This is a genomic window from Bacillus sp. 05T21 (assembly GCF_056396785.1).
The window spans coordinates 369,422-388,422 of record NZ_JBFTMD010000001.1; the positions used below are offsets into that span (position 1 = coordinate 369,422).

General features: G+C 34.7%; 22 protein-coding genes, 1 pseudogene and 2 riboswitches. Of the genes and pseudogenes, 9 read left to right on the plus strand and 14 right to left on the minus strand.

Annotation, left to right across the window (positions count from 1 at the left end; genetic code table 11):
• Positions 1–260: 260 nt before the first annotated feature.
• Entirely contained in the window at positions 261–554 is a 294-nt protein-coding gene (locus tag AC1DKZ_RS01860) for a DUF3928 family protein (protein WP_002088390.1), read from the minus strand.
• Positions 555–730: 176 nt separating this feature from the next.
• Here AC1DKZ_RS01860 and AC1DKZ_RS01865 point away from each other — a divergent pair, with 176 nt between their 5' ends.
• On the plus strand, positions 731–1,348 hold the full coding sequence (locus AC1DKZ_RS01865; protein WP_113937160.1) for an ImmA/IrrE family metallo-endopeptidase: 618 nt from the start codon (positions 731–733) through the stop codon (positions 1,346–1,348).
• A gap of 15 nt (positions 1,349–1,363) precedes the next feature.
• On the opposite strand, the pseudogene AC1DKZ_RS01870 reads toward AC1DKZ_RS01865, so the two are convergent.
• From AC1DKZ_RS01870 to AC1DKZ_RS01890, 5 genes and pseudogenes are all read right to left on the minus strand, one after another.
• A pseudogene (locus AC1DKZ_RS01870) lies at positions 1,364–1,622 on the minus strand (DNA-binding protein).
• A gap of 21 nt (positions 1,623–1,643) precedes the next feature.
• Positions 1,644–2,402 (minus strand): DUF1129 domain-containing protein, encoded by a 759-nt coding sequence (locus AC1DKZ_RS01875; RefSeq protein ID WP_219303460.1) that lies wholly within the window; start codon positions 2,400–2,402, stop codon positions 1,644–1,646.
• Between the two features lie 22 nt (positions 2,403–2,424).
• On the minus strand, positions 2,425–3,186 hold the full coding sequence (locus AC1DKZ_RS01880) for a DUF1129 domain-containing protein (protein WP_219303461.1): 762 nt from the start codon (positions 3,184–3,186) through the stop codon (positions 2,425–2,427).
• A 13-nt stretch (positions 3,187–3,199) separates the two neighbouring features.
• The gene (locus tag AC1DKZ_RS01885; RefSeq protein ID WP_242307822.1) at positions 3,200–3,967 is read right to left on the minus strand and encodes a DUF1129 domain-containing protein; all 768 of its coding nucleotides are present in this window, start codon (positions 3,965–3,967) and stop codon (positions 3,200–3,202) included.
• Complete coding sequence (locus AC1DKZ_RS01890; protein WP_002033935.1) at positions 3,967–4,299, minus strand: PadR family transcriptional regulator; 333 nt, start codon at positions 4,297–4,299, stop codon at positions 3,967–3,969. The genes AC1DKZ_RS01885 and AC1DKZ_RS01890 overlap by 1 nt, the downstream gene beginning before the upstream one ends.
• 196 nt (positions 4,300–4,495) lie before the next feature.
• Between AC1DKZ_RS01890 and AC1DKZ_RS01895 the strand changes: the two genes are divergently transcribed.
• Positions 4,496–5,272, plus strand: a complete 777-nt coding sequence (locus tag AC1DKZ_RS01895) for a 3-hydroxybutyrate dehydrogenase (RefSeq protein WP_476995580.1) — start codon at positions 4,496–4,498, stop codon at positions 5,270–5,272.
• 60 nt (positions 5,273–5,332) lie between these two features.
• Here AC1DKZ_RS01895 and AC1DKZ_RS01900 read toward each other — a convergent pair whose 3' ends face one another.
• From AC1DKZ_RS01900 to AC1DKZ_RS01915, 4 genes are all read right to left on the minus strand, one after another.
• The gene (locus AC1DKZ_RS01900) at positions 5,333–5,470 is read right to left on the minus strand and encodes a YvrJ family protein (protein ID WP_000393342.1); all 138 of its coding nucleotides are present in this window, start codon (positions 5,468–5,470) and stop codon (positions 5,333–5,335) included.
• 290 nt (positions 5,471–5,760) lie between these two features.
• On the minus strand, positions 5,761–6,816 hold the full coding sequence (gene mtnA / locus AC1DKZ_RS01905; protein ID WP_219303464.1) for an S-methyl-5-thioribose-1-phosphate isomerase: 1,056 nt from the start codon (positions 6,814–6,816) through the stop codon (positions 5,761–5,763).
• Positions 6,813–7,991 (minus strand): S-methyl-5-thioribose kinase, encoded by a 1,179-nt coding sequence (mtnK, locus tag AC1DKZ_RS01910; protein WP_219303465.1) that lies wholly within the window; start codon positions 7,989–7,991, stop codon positions 6,813–6,815. The genes mtnA and mtnK overlap by 4 nt, the downstream gene beginning before the upstream one ends.
• 88 nt (positions 7,992–8,079) lie before the next feature.
• A riboswitch (SAM riboswitch) is annotated at positions 8,080–8,220 on the minus strand.
• A gap of 71 nt (positions 8,221–8,291) precedes the next feature.
• Positions 8,292–9,155 (minus strand): carbon-nitrogen family hydrolase, encoded by an 864-nt coding sequence (locus AC1DKZ_RS01915; RefSeq protein WP_476995718.1) that lies wholly within the window; start codon positions 9,153–9,155, stop codon positions 8,292–8,294.
• A 14-nt stretch (positions 9,156–9,169) separates the two neighbouring features.
• On the opposite strand from AC1DKZ_RS01915, the gene AC1DKZ_RS01920 reads away from it, so the two are divergent.
• From AC1DKZ_RS01920 to AC1DKZ_RS01945, 6 genes are all read left to right on the plus strand, one after another.
• Positions 9,170–10,360 carry an aminotransferase class I/II-fold pyridoxal phosphate-dependent enzyme gene (locus tag AC1DKZ_RS01920; protein ID WP_476995581.1) on the plus strand — a complete coding sequence of 397 codons (1,191 nt, stop codon included), beginning with the start codon at positions 9,170–9,172 and terminating at the stop codon, positions 10,358–10,360.
• 52 nt (positions 10,361–10,412) lie between these two features.
• A riboswitch (SAM riboswitch) is annotated at positions 10,413–10,520 on the plus strand.
• A gap of 64 nt (positions 10,521–10,584) precedes the next feature.
• Positions 10,585–11,829 (plus strand): 2,3-diketo-5-methylthiopentyl-1-phosphate enolase, encoded by a 1,245-nt coding sequence (mtnW, locus tag AC1DKZ_RS01925; RefSeq protein ID WP_431181647.1) that lies wholly within the window; start codon positions 10,585–10,587, stop codon positions 11,827–11,829.
• Positions 11,826–12,485: a 2-hydroxy-3-keto-5-methylthiopentenyl-1-phosphate phosphatase gene (locus tag AC1DKZ_RS01930; RefSeq protein ID WP_242246988.1), complete on the plus strand. Its 660-nt coding sequence runs from the start codon at positions 11,826–11,828 to the stop codon at positions 12,483–12,485. Before mtnW ends, AC1DKZ_RS01930 begins: the two co-directional genes overlap by 4 nt.
• Positions 12,482–13,120 carry a methylthioribulose 1-phosphate dehydratase gene (locus AC1DKZ_RS01935; RefSeq protein WP_476995582.1) on the plus strand — a complete coding sequence of 213 codons (639 nt, stop codon included), beginning with the start codon at positions 12,482–12,484 and terminating at the stop codon, positions 13,118–13,120. The genes AC1DKZ_RS01930 and AC1DKZ_RS01935 overlap by 4 nt, the downstream gene beginning before the upstream one ends.
• Positions 13,098–13,610 (plus strand): 1,2-dihydroxy-3-keto-5-methylthiopentene dioxygenase, encoded by a 513-nt coding sequence (locus tag AC1DKZ_RS01940; RefSeq protein WP_476995583.1) that lies wholly within the window; start codon positions 13,098–13,100, stop codon positions 13,608–13,610. The genes AC1DKZ_RS01935 and AC1DKZ_RS01940 overlap by 23 nt, the downstream gene beginning before the upstream one ends.
• A gap of 317 nt (positions 13,611–13,927) precedes the next feature.
• The gene (locus AC1DKZ_RS01945) at positions 13,928–14,203 is read left to right on the plus strand and encodes a hypothetical protein (RefSeq protein WP_002165122.1); all 276 of its coding nucleotides are present in this window, start codon (positions 13,928–13,930) and stop codon (positions 14,201–14,203) included.
• A 61-nt stretch (positions 14,204–14,264) separates the two neighbouring features.
• Here the strand turns inward: AC1DKZ_RS01945 and AC1DKZ_RS01950 are convergent, their stop codons facing one another.
• The 4 genes from AC1DKZ_RS01950 to AC1DKZ_RS01965 all read right to left on the minus strand — a co-directional run bounded on the left by AC1DKZ_RS01950 (position 14,265) and on the right by AC1DKZ_RS01965 (position 18,058).
• The gene (locus tag AC1DKZ_RS01950) at positions 14,265–14,597 is read right to left on the minus strand and encodes a DUF3909 family protein (protein WP_002014892.1); all 333 of its coding nucleotides are present in this window, start codon (positions 14,595–14,597) and stop codon (positions 14,265–14,267) included.
• 5 nt (positions 14,598–14,602) lie between these two features.
• A complete protein-coding gene (locus tag AC1DKZ_RS01955) occupies positions 14,603–15,481 on the minus strand; it encodes an NAD(P)-dependent oxidoreductase (RefSeq protein ID WP_002138169.1) in 879 nt (292 codons plus the stop codon).
• A gap of 4 nt (positions 15,482–15,485) precedes the next feature.
• Positions 15,486–16,616 (minus strand): serine hydrolase domain-containing protein, encoded by a 1,131-nt coding sequence (locus tag AC1DKZ_RS01960; protein ID WP_219303469.1) that lies wholly within the window; start codon positions 16,614–16,616, stop codon positions 15,486–15,488.
• A 149-nt stretch (positions 16,617–16,765) separates the two neighbouring features.
• On the minus strand, positions 16,766–18,058 hold the full coding sequence (locus AC1DKZ_RS01965) for a GGDEF domain-containing protein (protein WP_113937149.1): 1,293 nt from the start codon (positions 18,056–18,058) through the stop codon (positions 16,766–16,768).
• 310 nt (positions 18,059–18,368) lie between these two features.
• On the opposite strand from AC1DKZ_RS01965, the gene AC1DKZ_RS01970 reads away from it, so the two are divergent.
• Positions 18,369–18,986 carry a nitroreductase family protein gene (locus tag AC1DKZ_RS01970; RefSeq protein ID WP_476995584.1) on the plus strand — a complete coding sequence of 206 codons (618 nt, stop codon included), beginning with the start codon at positions 18,369–18,371 and terminating at the stop codon, positions 18,984–18,986.
• Positions 18,987–19,001: the final 15 nt, after the last annotated feature.

Below are 19,001 nucleotides of genomic sequence, written 5' to 3' on the forward strand. Positions count from 1 at the left end.
ATGTAAACTCCCCTTTCCTCACCCTTCCTTATCATAACAAAATTCTCTTTCTTTTGTTGCTGTAATTTTCAATAAAAAAGGAAGCTTCCACTTCCTTTTTTTACCGTTATCCTGTTATTTGCGGGCGGTAAGACCCCTACCTCAAAATTCAGCGAAAGTAAAGAAGTTAGGTGGGGATCGGGCTGCCCATAAAAGCCCGATTGGTGAGGGCTGATAATCAGTGGGCGATGAACAAAACCCCCACTGATTAAAGTTTCACTTTATTTCTTAAAGCTTTCGTATTTTACAACTTCAAAAGCTTCTTCAATTTCCTCATTATGATAATGGACATATGTAAAACGCCCTAATTCTACTAACCTAGCTATTTCTTGCAATGCTTTATGCTGATCATATGTTTCTTCAATTGTAATATGTACATAAAACTTCATTAATGGATGTTCATATAAAGGTTCTCCCACCTCTACATATACATCTTCAACCCCTTGCACAACTCTTACATAGCTCGCAAATTGATAAAGAGCTTCTCTGTCTGAAACGATTTTTAATGTATACATATATTCTCCCCCTTTTCTTTACTATATCAAAAAGCAGACCATACTACGTTATAGAACTATGAAATTTTTTCGACTTGTATTATATATATTCGTGCGATAAACAAGGCGTTTATCCATACATAGAATCTTTTCCCACATATATTATAGGAAGAATTTGTTCATTTGAGGTGTTCCTTATGGATTCATACGTTAATATATGTGTTTGCATTACTCCAGGCGCCGATATTTCTGACGACCGTATTGCAAAAGATTTAGCAGTTGCAGAATCAATTTGGCATCCCATTACATTTCAAATTAAAGAAGTAATTGTACTAAACGAGCTTTTCCGTTTTTCTAATCGGGAAATTAGTTATAAAAACTCCATTCAAAGTCAGGAAAAATTATCATCCTTTTTTCAAACTTGTGTTAACGAAGCTCCTGAATGCGACCTTTATATTTGTTATATTGGTAGTGATTATTTCAAAGAAACCGCAGTAATCGCTTGCGCTTACTCTCTAGCGAAACAACAGCAACTTACTGGTTACATCGTTTTAACAAACTCAGCTGCTCCAATGAAAAATATATACACCCTCGCTCACGAAATTGGTCATATTTTATTTACAAGACGAATTCATGGAAAACTTACTCATGCAGATCCTCATTCTCCAACTGGATCGGAGCACCACCCTTCTCCAACAAATCTTATGTATCCTATCGTACCTCGTCCTGAAAACGTCCATATTCATTCCTTATTAACAAACGAACAAAAGGAACTCTCCTTACAAAGTTCTTTATTACAAAGAAAAAAACAGTAACGATCTTGTTACTGTTTACAACAATTTATTCCAATTAACAAACGATATACCGGCTGCAAAGGATACACTATACACCTAAAACGAATCCCTCTAAAAATCAAAATATAGTATTTCTTTGGAAATAATTTTTTGTATATCCAGAGCAGCCACTTTTCTATTAATTTAAAAAGATACATTCAGACTTATCCCCTAATAAAATATTAAAATAGTCATCATGTATTTTTTTCATGAAAACAGTATAGTTGATCCTAGAAATCAAATCCCTCATATACATATAAATAACTGCCCCTCTTGTTTATTCGTATACTTCTTTTTTTTCTAATTTTATATGAATTTTTAAAAGCATATAAATAACAATGAAAAGGATTATTTGTTGTACATACATTCCAATAATACTCGATACATCTATCATTACAAATACATATTCTAATACAATTGGAACTAGTAAATACGACAAAGTAAACCAACCACCAAATTTAATATTTGTAACAGCCGCTAAAAGAACTACTATACCAACAAGAATGAAGCTTTCTGTACTAGTAAACTTAATAAATGTTGTACCATAAAACTTATTTAATAATGCAATACTAAAAATTAATAAAAACCATATCGCACCACTTATATACATAATTAAAAATTCAGTTCTTTTACGCTTAAATGATGCCGTTCTCATCCCCCATATTAATACAATAATTCCTACAAAAATCATAATCGGATAGCCAATTAACTCAATTAAAGAATAAGACAAACGACGGTCGGCTGCACTAAAGAATACGCTCTTCATCATCGTGAAAGCCAATAAATTTACAATAAAGTAAAGTAATAATTTATAATTACCTTTTCTATCTATATCCATCTCTTCCGCAAGTTGATTAGCATATTCTTTTGGAGCATGACCAAATATATCACTTACCGTCTTTCCCTTCTTCTCACCTTCTATTAAATGTAGTTCTGCATCTTCTAAAAAGAATTTAATATCCTTCTCACTTATTCCTTTTACTCTTAAATAGGCTCCTGTGTTTTCCAAAAAAGTTCGTGACTCATGAGAAAGCATCGCATTCCCTCCTTCCAAACTACTAGTTTACACTTTTTCTCTCTTCAATTTTTAAAGACCATCTCATTAACCCATATATACTTCCATACATAAGTAATATCTTTGCAATTCCCCAAAATACATTTTTTTCTTCTAATCCTTTAAATATAAACATAATCGCTAAAGGAACAATTAGCACCAAAACACCCATCCAACCAAGGACATACACTTCTCCAACGAAAAGTAATAAAAAGATACTTGCTGCTAATATATATGTTTGCATTGTCGACAATTGCAAAATAGGTGTACCGTACCATTTATCAACAAACATCAATAATACTAATAATAAAATGGGAACCATTACTATTATGTAAATAATCCCGAACTCTACAAATTTATTTTTAAAAGAAGACATTCTAAACGCAACAATGGTTCCAATAATCGTAATGATTAAGACGATAGGATAGCCAATTAACTGTATATTCGTTAGTGTAAATTGCTGATTTGGATTATTAAATAAAATATGAGTTAATATCCAATACCCGCCAATACCAATTATCATCGCAAGAATACTCTTTATACTCCCGCCTTTATCCTTCTCCATCTCTTTCGCTAATTCTTCTGCATATTCTTTTGGCGAATCACCAAATATATCACTTACCGTCTTTCCTTTTTTCTCACCTTCTATTAAATGTAGCTCTGCATCCTCTAGAAAAGCATCTACATCTTCTTCTTTAATTCCCTTCGTAATTAAATACACTTTCGTATCGATTAAAAACTTTTCCCCTTCTTTAGAAACTTGCATTAGAATCCCTCCCTTATTTAACCGTTTCTCTTCTATTCGCCTTCATCATAATTTCAAGGAAGATTAAAATAAACAAACTTCCGTATAAACAAATAATTTGAAATAACATTGGCACGAGATCTTCCGATGTGAACGTTTTAAAAACTAACATAATAGAAAGCGGAATAATTAAATATAAATTTTTAAACCATCCTTCAAAATATATATTTATAGCTACCGTGAGGATAAAGATCCCTCCAGCTAATATATAACTTTGGACTAGAGTCAACGTAAACATCGTTGTAGGATATATCACATCTAATATCGTAACTGCTCCTAATAAAAACATTGGCGCAATCATGACTAAAAACCACATAGAAAACCACGTTTTTGTAAAACTTGTTACAAATGTCATTTTACGAAGCAGAAAATTAGGACCCATTACAGCTACGATCAATGTAAAACTATAGCCAATACACTGAATAAGTGAAATCTGTAGAATTCCGTTATTCACTATTAAGATAGAAGCAATAATCCAAAACGATACGATATTCATTACCGTAAACCCAATTTGCTTCCAATTTTCCTGTCTATCCCTTTCCATTACTTTTACAAGTTCATTTGCATATTCTTTCGGTGAGCTTCCGAAAATATCTTCTACACTTTTCCCTTCACCCTCACCTTCTATTAAATGCAACTCTGCATCTTCTAAAAAGCTTTCAATATCGCTTTCTTTCACACTCTTTGCAGTTAAAAATAATCTCATATCTAATAAAAAATTTCGCGCTTCATTTGATAACATTATTTTTTTCTCCCCTTCCCTTCAAGTAGACGCTCTACACTACTTTGCATCGCTTCCCAGCGATCCATAAATTCATTAAGTGCTTCCTCGCCTTTTTCTGTTAATGTATAATATTTTCGCTTTGGGCCAGATGGAGATTCCTTCATTACACTTGTTATTAATCCTTCCTTTTGCATTCGTATTAATAACGGATAAATACTTCCCTCACTCGCCATTGTAAAACCATACTTCGCTAATCTTTCACTCATTTCATAACCGTATATTTCACCTTCAGAAATAATAGCAAGTAAGCATCCTTCTAAAATCCCTTTCAGCATTTGACTTGTCGACATAATTAAAATCCTCCTACTATCTTGTTTTACAAGATAGATAAGCGTAAGTATCTTGCTTTACAAAATAGTATAGCAAACGCTACTTTGCAAAACAAGATAGCTAGCAATATTTTTCCAAATGTTTGCAGGAATTTTATTATCACCTCTCTAAATAGAGCAATAAGAGAACTTTTATTATGAAGGAGTGTTTTTCATCATGGTTACAAATCGAGTTGTCTTTTTAACAGGTGCTGCGAGCGGTATTGGTTATGAAATGGGAAGTGCTTTTGCCAAAGAGGGTGCTAAAGTTGTGATTAGTGATCGTCTTGAAGAACGTGCGAAAGAAGCTGCTGAACAATTGCAAAAAGAAGGCTATCAAGCCATTGGTTTAAAATGTGACGTTACATCTGAAGAAGAAATTACAGCAGCAATTTCTCAAACAGTTACTCACTTCGGCTCATTAGATGTATTAATTAACAACGCAGGAATGCAACATGTTTCACCGATTGAAGATTTTCCAACTGATAAATTCGAGCTTCTTATTAAAATTATGCAAATCGCTCCATTTATCGCCATCAAACATGCTTTTCCGGTTATGAAAAAGCAAAAATATGGTCGTATTATTAATGTTGCTTCGATTAACGGACTTGTTGGATTCGCTGGAAAAGCTGCCTATAATAGCGCGAAACATGGCGTAATTGGATTAACAAAAGTTGCTGCTTTAGAAGGCGCTACTCACGGAATTACTGTTAATGCGCTTTGTCCTGGTTATGTCGATACTCCCCTTGTACGTAATCAATTACAAGATTTAGCCACTACAAGAAATGTACCACTTGAAAATGTTTTAGAAGATGTCATTTATCCTCTTATACCACAGAAACGTTTGCTACAAGTACAAGAAATTGCTGATTATGCTATATTTTTAGCAAGTGAAAAAGCAAAAGGCATAACTGGTCAAGCTGTCGTTATCGATGGTGGATATACTGCTCAATAAAAAAATAAAGTTTGCTCTTCGCGAGCAAACTTTATTTTACTTTTTATCGCGAGGATCTTTCTACTTTAGTAATTGTTTAGGGAGTTTCTCAATTGCAACAATCACTCCGTCTAATTTACTTTCAATCCGATGGAGTAAATATAATGTTACAACAATTGGAAAGCCCACATTACCTATCATCCTAATCCACTCTTCCATCTTTCTCTCCTCCCTTCATTACATAAATAAGAGGAAAGGAAGACTTAAGGCATAAAAAACAAGCTATTTTTTATTAGCTTGTTTTTTAACTACTCAGCCATACATTTCATTTTTCAGCATATAGATTGCTACCATGAAGATATAAGTGGTCCTACACCTTGCTACCTTTCTTTGTTTTAAAACGTTGCGCGTGGTAGGAACAGGCACTTACCGCTCCTATACATAGCCAGTCCCTCTCGACCATTTAAAAACATGCTTTTCCACCGTTTTTTTATATAGCGACTGAGCAGTTAGCTTATTTTTTCAAATAATGATGTAATTTCTTGCTTATAATCTCCACGTAAAATACCTTTCTCAGTAATAATCCCCGTAATTAATTCATGCGGTGTTACATCAAATGCAGGGTTAAATACAGGCGTTCCAAGTGGCGCCACTTGTTTCCCAAAAATTTTCGTAACTTCTGTTTCATCTCTTTCTTCAATGACAATTTCAGCACCTGTTTGTTTCGTAGTATCAAATGTAGATAACGGTGCTGCAACGTAAAATGGGATACCGAAATACTTTGCTAATATAGCTAAATTTAATGTTCCTATTTTATTAGCAGTATCACCGTTTTCAACGATTCGATCTGCCCCTACGATAATCGCATTAATTTCTTTCGTTCGAATTGCATGTGCTGCAGTATTATCCGTAATAAGCGTTACATCAATGTCTGCTTGTTTCAATTCCCATGTCGTTAAACGACCACCTTGTAAAACCGGCCTCGTTTCACACGCATACGCATGTAAACGCACACCCTTCTCTTTCCCAATATAAAATGGGGCTAATGCTGTTCCATATCTAGCAGTTGCAATACTTCCAGCGTTACAAATTGTTAAAATTTTATCACCGTCTCTAAAACATGTTAAAGCATGTTCTCCAATACTTCGGCACACCATTTCATCCTCTTGCTGAATATGAAGCGCTTCTTCTTCTAATATTTTTTGAGCTTCTTTTATTGTAGTAATCTCTTGAATAGATTCTCTCATACGATCGATTGCCCAAAATAAATTGACTGCTGTCGGGCGTGATGTTCCTAAATAGTTACAATCTCTATTAAACTTCTTTTGAAACTCATAGATATTTATAGCATCGTATTTCTTTGCCGCAAGCGCCAAACCAAACGCAGCTACAATTCCAATTGCAGGCGCTCCTCGTACTTCTAACATAATGATACTTTTCCATACATCTTCAACATTCGTTAATGTTTTGTATTCAGTGACATGCGGCAACTTTGTTTGATTTAATACTGCAATTGTATCGCCTTTCCAACTTACAGATCTCGGAATAGTAATAATTGTACTCATGCTTTTACGCCTCCAACTGTCTGTTGAAATAATGTTCGAAACAGTTGAATATCAGCACACTTAGCTTCATATTTTATTAGTTCTCTACCTAAGGATAACGCTTGTTTTTTAGCTTGAATTCTTTTTTCTTTATTTGCTATCCCATCTAAATCCGCTGCATGAGCTAAGCCAATTGTTCTACGAATCAGTTCACATCCGGCAAACCCGACGGCATCAGTAAAGATATTTTGCAAAATAATTGGTAACCATTGTTTTTCTTTCGTATATGCTTCTACACCTTCTCCAATCCATAACTTCGTAAAGTTTTCTACAAAATAACTCCATGTCTTTTCTATATGGAAAAATAGTACACTTCTCTTTTCTTCTTCTCTAGATAAAGCATTTAATAATAGATTTGCAATAAATTGACCGATATCAAATCCAAATGGACCGTACGTTGCAAATTCTGGATCAATCACTTTCGTTTCAGAGGGTGATGAAAAAATACTACCAGTATGTAAATCACCATGAATAAGCGCTTCTTTTCTCGTTAAAAACTTATATTTATATTGTGCTACTTTTAGCTTTAAAGTTTTGTCACTCCAAAGTTCATCAATCACTGACTGTAAATCTGACTCATAATCATTCGTATCGTAATGTCCAAACGGATCCGTAAAAACTAAATCTTCTGTAATTTTACTAAGGTCTGGATTTACAAATGTACCTTCTAGTACCCTTTTCTCTTCTGACTGTAAACCGAAATCTGAAGTATAAAACAAAACATGTGCTAGAAAACGACCGATATGCTGGGATAAAAGTGGATATCCTTCTCCATCTATTAATCCTTTTCTTGTAATTGTTAGTCTTGATAAGTCTTCTATTACTGTAACTGCTAACTCTTCATCATGACTGTACACTACCGGAACATAATCTGGCACATACTTCGCAAAAATTTGTAATGCTTTACTTTCAATCGTCGCTCTTTTTATAGACAGTGGCCAGCTCTCACCAACTACTTTCGCATATGGCAGTGCTTGTTTTATTATAATAGACTTCTCTCCATCATCTAATTTGAACACGTAATTTAAATTTCCATCTCCAATTTCATGACAAACTACATTTGCTTTCTTTTCAAAATAACCGTGTTCTTTCGCATATTGTATAGCTGTTGTTTCAGTTAATGAATAATATCCCATCGTCTTCTCCTCCTTTTCATTCAGAGGTTTTTCTAAAATAGAAAAACCCCTTTCCACAAAGAAAGAGGTTTGAAGTTTATCTTCTCCCCTCTTATCTGCCAGAAAGTTTACTTTCTGCTGGAATTAGCACCGTGCCTTTTGGCGTCATAAACGCCCCATTTCACAATGGTATTACGGTCGGTTGCTGGGCTTCATCGGGCCAAATCCCTCCACCTGCTCTTGATAAGAGTTGCATATTTTTTTGAATTTTTAACTTTATGATGAAGACTATACCAAGAATAAAAATCACTTGTCAACATTTTATTTATATAATTCTGGACGGCGATCTGCAAAAACTGGGATTCCTTTACGTACCTCTTTAATCTTCTCGAATGTAAGCTCTCCAAATAAAATAGATTCCTCTTCATTTGCCTCTACCACAACCTCACCCCACGGATCGACAATTAAAGAATGACCTGCAAACTCATTATTCGGATCCTTTCCAGCCCTATTACATGCTACAACGTAACACTGATTTTCAACTGCTCTTGCTTGTAATAGCAAGCGCCAATGTGCCAAACGAACTAATGGCCATTCTGCTACAACGAATAAAACTTTTGCACCTTTAACTGTATGAACACGCATCCACTCCGGAAAACGAATATCATAACAAATTGTTCCAGCGCACTTTACATCATCTAGCGTAAATTCACCTGTCTCATTACCAGCAACTAAATATTTATGTTCATCCATAAGCTGAAATAAATGCACTTTACTATATTCATTTACTTGCTGCCCTTCGCGGCTTACAACATACATCGTATTTGTAACACCTTGCTCTGTTTGCTTTGCTACGGAACCACCAACAATATGTACACCATATTGTTTCGACCATTCTTTCAACATTTCTTGCGTTTTCAATCCATCCCTATCTGCAATCTCAGAAAGCCTTGTTAAATCATATCCCGTTGTCCATAGTTCTGGTAAGACGACAACGTCTGGTTTCTCCTTCATCGCTTCGCTTATTTTATTTTTAGCGCTCTCAATATTTTTTTCTACATCTCCAAAAGCAATATCCATTTGAATACATGCGACTTTCATTTTGTCATCCCCATTCTTAATTTTTTCTTTACAAAATACTGGAAAGATTATATCATTTGTCACTAGAATTGTAACAACTTTCAAAAGAGGTGGAAAGTATGAAATTATTTCAACCTTCTGAGATAGTAACATCATTGCCAACACAATTTTTCGCTTCACTTGTTGCAAAAGTTAACAAAGTCGTTGCAGCTGGTCACGATGTTATTAATCTAGGACAAGGTAATCCAGATCAACCAACACCGCAGCATATCGTAAAAGCTTTACAAGATGCTGCCGAAAAGACCATTCATCATAAATATCCGCCATTTCGCGGACATGAAAGCTTAAAAGAAGCCGTGGCAACATTCTATAAAAGTGAATACGGCGTAGAATTAAATCCAAAAACTGAAGTTGCTATTTTGTTTGGCGGAAAAGCTGGATTAGTAGAATTACCACTTTGTTTTACAAACCCTGGCGATACCATTCTCGTTCCAGATCCAGGTTATCCAGATTATTTATCCGGAGTTGCTTTAGCAAAAGCGCACTTTGAAACAATGCCGCTTATTGCAGAAAATAATTTTTTACCAGATTATACAAAAATTGATGACTCTATTGCCAAGAAAGCAAAGTTAATGTTTTTAAACTATCCTAATAATCCTACCGGTGCTACAGCATCAAAAGATTTCTTTGATGCAACAATTCATTTTGCTAATAAACATAATATATTAGTTGTTCATGATTTTGCTTACGGTGCTATCGGATTTGATGGTCAAAAGCCTGTTAGTTTCTTGCAAGCAGATGGCGCCAAAGATGCAGGAATTGAAATTTATACATTATCAAAAACTTTCAATATGGCTGGATGGCGTATTGCTTTTGCAGTAGGGAATGAAAGTGTCATCGAAACAATTAACTTATTGCAAGATCATATGTATGTTAGTATTTTCGGTGCAGTTCAAGACGCAGCACGCGAAGCGCTATTAAGTTCGCAATCCTGTGTAGTAGAACTTGTTAATAGTTATGAATCTCGCAGAAATGCTCTTATAGAAGCTTGTCATGCAATCGGTTGGAATGTTGATATTCCAAAAGGATCATTCTTTGCTTGGCTCCCTGTACCTGAAGGCTATACATCTGAGCAATTTTCTAATATTTTACTAGAAAAAGCACACGTTGCAGTTRCTCCTGGCGTTGGATTTGGTGAGCACGGTGAAGGCTATGTCCGTGTTGGCCTCTTACATACAGAAGAACGATTACGTGAAGCAATTAATCGAATTGATAAATTAAAAATTTTCAAAAAGTCATTGACAACATGAAAAATATCTGACAAAATTCAGTTATCTTAAAAATTTAAACATTTCTAAATACTTCTTATCAAGAGCAGGTGGAGGGACGAGCCCGACGAAGCCCGGCAACCGATCTACATAATTGTAGACACGGTGCTAATTCTCGCAGCATTACGCTGACAGATAAGGAGCTGGTTGTAAAAAAACCTCTCCTTAGCTGAGAGGTTTTTTTATTTAACTAGGAGGGTATAACAATGAGCGGAATTATAGCGACGTATTTAATCCATGATGATTCACATAACTTAGAAAAAAGGGCCGAGCAAATTGCACTCGGTTTAACAATTGGCTCTTGGACTCATTTGCCACACTTATTGCAAGAGCAACTAAAACAGCATAAAGGTAACGTCATCCATGTTGAGGAATTAGCTGAACAAGAACATACCAATTTGTATTTACGTAAAAAAGTAAAGCGCGGGATTATTAAAATCGAATATCCGTTATTAAACTTCAGTCCAGATTTACCAGCGATTTTAACAACTACATTCGGAAAGCTATCACTTGATGGCGAAGTGAAATTAATTGACTTAACATTTTCAGACGACTTAAAACAGTATTTCCCTGGTCCAAAATTCGGGATAGATGGTATTCGAAATCTTTTACAAGTGCATGATCGCCCCCTTTTAATGAGTATTTTTAAAGGCATGATTGGACGAAATATTGGGTATTTGAAAACGCAATTACGCGATCAAGCAAGTGGTGGTGTAGATATAGTAAAAGATGATGAAATATTATTTGAGAATACATTAACACCACTTACGAAACGCATTGTATCTGGAAAAGAAGTTTTACAATCAGTATATGAAACATACGGACATAAAACGTTATATGCCGTAAATTTAACAGGACGAACTTTTGATTTAAAAGAAAATGCGAAACGCGCAGTGCAAGCTGGGGCTGATATTCTATTATTTAACGTATTTGCTTACGGACTAGATGTACTACAATCACTTGCAGAAGATGATGAAATCCCAGTTCCCATTATGGCACACCCTGCTGTAAGTGGTGCTTATTCCGCATCGAAGTTATATGGAATCTCGTCTCCATTATTACTTGGAAAGCTACTTCGCTATGCTGGGGCTGACTTTTCATTATTCCCATCTCCATACGGAAGTGTTGCGTTAGAAAAAGAAGAAGCTCTCAACATTTCAAAACATTTAACTGAAGACGATGCATTTTTCAAGAAAAGTTTTGCTGTTCCATCTGCTGGTATTCACCCTGGTTTCGTTCCCTTTATTCTACGAGATTTTGGCAAAGGTGTTGTTATTAATGCTGGCGGTGGGATACACGGACATCCGAATGGGGCGCAGGGCGGTGGTAAAGCTTTCCGTACTGCAATTGATGCTACTTTACAAAATAAACCACTCCATGAGGTAGATGAAGTGAATTTACATAGCGCATTACAAATATGGGGAAATCCCTCACATGAGGTGAAATTATGAGTATTCAAGTGTTTTGTGATTTCGATGGCACGATTACGAATAATGATAACATTATGTCCATTATGGAAAAGTTCGCACCACCAGAAGCAGAGGAAATAAAGCAAAAAATTTTATCTCAAGAACTTTCTATTCAAGAAGGTGTTTCTCAATTATTCCGATTAATACCTATTAATCTACACGATGATATTATTCAGTATTTACAAGAAACTGCTGAAATCCGTACAGGTTTTCATGAATTCATACAATTTATTAATGAAAATAACATTTCTTTTTATGTTATATCAGGTGGAATGGATTTCTTCGTCTATCCACTCTTACAAGGAATCATTCCAAAAGAGCAAATTTACTGTAATGCAACTGACTTTTCAGGAGAATTTGTTGAAGTTAAATGGCCGCACCCTTGTGACGAGCAATGTCAGCATAGTTGCGGTCTCTGTAAATCATCATTAATTCGTAAACTAAGCTCTAAAGATGATTTTCATATTGTGATAGGAGATTCCATTACTGACTTACAAGCAGCAAAACAAGCAGATAAAGTATTCGCCCGTGACTTCCTTATTACAAAATGTGAAGAAAATCATATTGCTTATACATCCTTTAACACATTTCACGATATTCAAGTCGAATTACAACATTTGTTGGAGGTGAAATCATGAAACAACTTTTTCGTCAATGGTATGACTTAAGTGAAATAAAAAAAGAATTAACAACTCGGAATTGGTTTCCAGCAACGAGTGGAAATATTTCTATAAAAGTCAGTCATGATCCACTTACTTTTCTTATTACAGCAAGTGGTAAAGATAAAACAAAAACTACTCCAGATGATTTTCTATTAGTAGATCATCTAGGGGTTCCCGCATTAGAGACTGAATTACGCCCTTCAGCAGAAACAATATTGCATACACATATTTATAACATTACGAATGCCGGGTGTGTACTTCATGTTCATACAACTGATAATAATGTCATCACAAATTTATATAGTGATGCAGTCACCCTTCAAAATCAAGAAATTATTAAAGCTCTCGATATTTGGGAAGAAGGTGCAACGATTAACATTCCTATTATCGAAAATGATGCCCATATCCCAACGCTTGGAGAAAACTTCCGAAAGCATATACAAGGAGATTCGGGAGCAGTATTAATCCGTAACCATGGTATTACCGTATGGGGCCGAGATAGCTTTGATGCAAAGAAAAGATTAGAAGCTTATGAGTTTTTATTCCAATTTCATATAAAACTATTATCAATTCAAGGAGGCGTTTCTAATGGCGCAAATTCGTATTCATGAAGTAAATACTCGTATCGAAAATGAAGTGGAAGTATCTAAATTTCTACAAGAGGAAGGCGTTTTATATGAGAAATGGAACATCTCTAAGCTTCCTACTCATTTAAATGAAAATTATTCGTTAGCAGATGAAAACAAGGCTGAAATATTAGCTGTGTTTTCAAAAGAAATCGCCGATGTTTCAGCGCGCCGAGGTTATAAAGCTCATGATGTAATTTCACTTTCAAATGGCACACCTAACCTTGACGAATTATTAATTAATTTCCAAAAAGAACACCATCATACTGACGATGAAGTTCGCTTTATTGTCAGCGGTCATGGCATCTTCGCTATTGAAGGAAAAGATGATCGATTCTTTGACGTTGAACTTGAGCCTGGTGATCTTATATCTGTACCTGAAAATGCAAGACATTATTTTACCTTACAAGATGATCGCCAAGTTGTAGCTATTCGTATTTTTGTTACAACAGAAGGTTGGATTCCAATTTATTAAGGTAGCTAGTTGAATAAAAGATTGGAACCCCTTTTCCAATCTTTTATTCACTCTACATATATACATCCTCCTATGGAACAGGCTTATTTCATAACATTGAAGTAAGCCTGATTTTTTATTTACTAAAATAATTTGTCCCTTTCGTTTATTCAAATCAAATATCTCAAATCACACTTCCATTTTATCAAGTATATTTCGGAACACTTTTTGAACATTTATTGAACTTTTTTTGAATTTTTTCTGAAAATTCTGTTTTGCGTATGATATACTACAACTAATAAGAAGGAAAAGAATATTGCAAGCAGAGGGGGATAATCATGAGTTTACTTATCGCACTTATACTAGGGGTTTCATGCGGAGCTATTCCTGTTATTTTAGGAGCTATTATGGAAGAATTAGAAGTTGGTGTTTTAGGTTTTGTCGCATCTTGTGTAAGCGCTTTATTTTTCGGTTTGTACGGCGCTATTCCTATTTCTATCCTGTGCGCATTTTATATAGTACGCCATGCTCGTGCGAAACAGTTTGGTCCTAATCACATTGCACAAGTTATTCCATTCCCAATTGAACGATGCCGCCGAGCTTCCAGCCTATAAATTATCCAGCTTAAATATTATGCCTGCCTAAATAAATAAAAAGTCCTCAAATGAGGACTTTTTATTTATTTTCTTCTAGAAATTGAAACAATTCTTGCAAATGAAGTGCATCTTCACTGTAGCTAACGGATACATGACATGTCCCTTCAATCTCAGCATGCATATAAAGGACAATTCCATCTCGATCATATTTCAATGCCAAATAAAACTCCATTTCCTCTAACATCTTTTTCGAGCTTCGGATAACATAATGCCCTTTCTCATCTCTTCCATATTCAAAATCTGGTCCAAAATCGTATTTTTGTTTAAAAGCTTCTTTTTGCTTATCATTAATCTGTACACAAGTTGCTCGCTGCACAGCATCAATCATCTCGTCAAACTTTTGGAGATCCATTCCATTTACCCCCTTATATACTTTTTGTATAATACTTGTGTTCCGCTATTCTCTTTTCCATCTGCGATTAGCTCTTCATACAATTCCTTCGCTAGGGTTAAACCCGGTACTGGTAATTGTAATTTTTCAGCTTCATCTAAAGCAATCTTCATATCTTTCATAAAATGCTTTACATAAAAGCCAGGTTCAAAATCTCCTTTTAACATTCGAGGAGCTAAATTACTTAATGACCAGCTACCTGCTGCTCCTGTCGAAATACTCTCTAATACTTTATCTGCATTAAGTCCAGCCTTTTTCGCATATGCTACCGCTTCACATACTCCTATCATGTTAGAAGCAATTGCTATTTGATTGCACATTTTTGTATGTTGTCCACTCCCAGCAGGGCCTTGCAACTGAATATTTGTTCCTAGTTTTTCAAATAGAGGTAAGCAAATATCATATATTCTGTTCTCTCCACCGACCATAATTGCTAGTCTTGCTTCTTTAGCCCCAATGTCCCCGCCAGATACTGGTGCATCTAATGTATATATATTCTTGCTTTTCGCAACTTCATTAATACGTTTTGCCAATGTTGGTGTAGATGTTGTAAAGTCAATTGCTATCGTACCTTCATTTGCATGTTCTAAAATTCCATCTACCCCAAAGTACACTTCTTCTACATCATGAGGATAACCAACCATCGTCATAACAACATCAACTTGCTTTACTAACGCTTTCGGTGTATCACACCAAGTCGCACCCTCTTGCACTAAAGAAGCTGCCTTCGCTTTCGTTCTATTATATACATATACTTTATGACCGCCTTGCATTAAATGATGTACCATACTTTTTCCCATTACACCAATACCGATGAAACCTATTGATAAATTTTTATTCTCCATCTTCTCATCCCCTTTGTTCTAATAAATCATTTACCATCTTTCGGAACTCTTTATTAAAATCATCATCCATACTATTTTTCACATTTGAAAATAAAATAACAAAAGTTCCTTTTTCTTTATTAAAATTATTGAAAGTGTTCCAACCAGATAGTACACCATGGTTATGGAAATAATCTGGATATATGTAAAAGCTAAATGCATATTTTCTTTCTTGTGAAGGTGTAAACATCGCTTGTATACTTTGTTCAGAAAGAAGCTTCCCATTTATAATCGCTTCATCTAATTTTTTCATATCCCCTACTGTCGTATACATCTCACCCGATCCATATAACCAGTCCATTCCTAATTTTTGTGCTGGTACAAGATCTTGGTCTTTCTTCACATAACCCTTCGTGAAGTTTTTATCTCCAGGCACCATATTTCCCATACCTGATTCATGCATCTCGGCCTTTGTAAATATATTTTCTTTTACATAGTCTCCTAAAGGCTTTTTCGTTATATTTTCTATAATATAAGCGAGCACCATATAATTATAATCCGTATACTTCCAACCTGTTCCTGGTGGAAACTCTAATTTTTGACTTCCAATCCAAGTTACTAAATTTATACGTGAAGCTACATTAACCTTCCCTTTCCCATTTTCCGGTAAACCAGATGTATGCGTTAATAAGTGATATAACGTGATGTGTTTATCTGCTGGAAATGAAGGAATGTATTTATTTACATTATCTTGGATATTTAACTTCCCTTGTTCTTGTAACTGTAGAATGGATGTAGCAACAACTGTTTTCGTAATAGAACCGATACGATATTTTGTTTGAGGCGTATTTTCTATTTTATTTTGAACATCAGCATATCCATATCCTTTATTCAATATAACATGCTCTTTATCTGTCACCAAAACTGTCCCATTAAATTGCTTTCCTACTAAATACTGATCTAACTTTTGAGATATACTAGCATAATCAATTTTTTGTACTTCTTCTATATTATCCTGTACCTCTGACTCAATAGCAGGAGTTACCTTTGTTGTTAATACTGCTTGTTCCTTTGAATCGGGACTATAGAGAAAATAGTATACTCCGCCGCAAACTACAGCAGACAGTGAAGCCATAACCATTATTTTTTTTATCATATTGTTCCTCCGTAATTACTTCATGTGAACTACCCACCACTTAGTCTCTCTTGCGAGCTTACTTGAAGTGGGAGCTTCTCGGTTAAAATGGTCCCCCATATTCTATTATCAAGTAATAAAAAAAAATCGCAACAATTTGTTGCGAAAAATCACATTTTTTCTTTTCTATATATACATACTTGATTTTTTCCATTTTTTTTCGCTTCATATAACGCAATATCCGCTCTTTGCATTAACTCTTCTCTTGTAATCCCTTGCTCATATAACGCAACTCCAAAACTCGCTGTTAATTTCGAAATTCCAGAGAAATGCTTTGTTTCAATGAAAAATCGCAATGATTCCGCAACTTGAAACGCTTCTTTTTCTACCGTATTTGTCACTAATATTATAAATTCCTCTCCTCCCCATCTTGCAAATACATGTTGATCTTCAACTTTAGATTTCATAAGATCTGCAAGTTGTACTAATGCTAAATCGCCAAAATCATGACCATATGTGTCATTTACTGATTTAAAATTATCTATATCAAACAAAATAAGTGCAACTTTTTCATCATTACGTAATACATTCTCCCACTCTGTCTCCAATATTTGTTGGAATTTCAAGCGATTATATATTTCTGTCAATGAATCTATCATAGCCAATCTTTCTTGCTCTTGATAGATTTCATCTAATTCTGTAATCTCTGTGCATTTTACTATAAATCGTGATAAGTCTTCTGGTAATGGTGTCGCACGTAATAGAAAAGTAAATGCTTCTCCTTCATAATTGTACATTTTAATTCTTCTTCCATTTGATAAAGTATCATCCAGCCATGTTATATCGTGAGTCGTCGAATAATATCCGTTCTCTCTAATAAGATGTTCTGCAAACACTAAATGTTGTTCACGATACGTAAATAAATTATCATGTCCGAAGAATTGTAAAAAATTCGTATTACAATCAACAATCTCATCATCTTCTACTATAAATAATAAATCATTTTGAAAATCAAACATCGTTTGAAGCAATTCTTGTTGTAAACCTACTTGCCGCACTAAAGTAAGTTGATATAAACTCTTATTCACTTCCTCTAGTACCACTTGTGGAGTTACTGGTGCTATAACAATATTACGTATTCCTAACAGTAGTAAATCTGCAAACTCATTGTTTATCTGTTGATCCCAAATGATAATGAATGTACTCCGTGAATCATATATATTCTTTATATATTTTATTTGAGCAAAATCTGTTACATACATAATTACAATATGTGGTCTAGTTCTATGAAACAATATTTCTCCTTCTTCAAAACTATTTGCTATAAACATACATTTTGGATGGACGTTTTCTATCGTTTGTTGATGTGTACATCCATCTTCTATATAAAGGACATTCAACTGAAGATCTTGTAATACATTTTGGAAAACAGTATTCTCTAATAAAAAATGTAGTATGTTCATCACTAGTCTTCACTCACTTCATATATCTTGTTCTACTGAATTCCTCACAATCATTTTATAAAGAATTATGAGGAACTCATATTAACAAGCTAATTGAGAATGTTATCTTCGCTTATCTGCTCTGGAAATTCCTTTTTTAGTGTATGATTATATGAATTGTATCGTTTGTATGAATGCCCTGCCTTACTATTTAAAACTTGACAATTAAAATAAAGGTATTATATTCTTAAATTCAATAACTTACAAAATGTAAGTAGAGTATATTACATTTATTTTATATTAAGTTGATATGTAATTTGGAGGATATATAATGACAAACAATGACTTTTTTAACGTTTTATATGAACGCACATCTACACGTGCATTCAACCCTGAAAAAGAAATTTCATCTACAGAGTTACATGAAATTTTAAAAGCAGCTGCGCAAGCACCTTCTGCTTGGAACTTGCAACACTGGAAATTCCTTGTTTTCCAAGGCAAAGATGTACAAAAACGATTACACCCAATTGCCTATAACCAACAACAAATTCTTGATGCTTCTGCCGTAGTCGCTATTTTAGGTGATTTAGAAGCTTACAAAAATGTTGAACCTGTTTACGGTCCAATTGTAGAACAAGGATTTATGAATGAAGAAGCAAAAGAGCGCTTAGCTAAAAACATTGAATCTGCATATACTCGGGAGCAATACCCACGAGATGCTGCCTTTTCAAATGCTGCTTTAGCAGCAATGCAACTTATGCTTGCTGCTAAAGCAACTGGCTGGGATACTTGCGCTATTGGTGGCTTCAACCCACAAGCATTAATGGAAGAATTCAATGTTTCATCTCGTTACGTACCAATTATGCTTATTACAATTGGTGAATCAACTTTAAAAGGTCACCCTGCACCGCGCATGAGCGTAGAACAAGTGAGTGAATGGGCAAAATAATAAAAAAACGAAGGT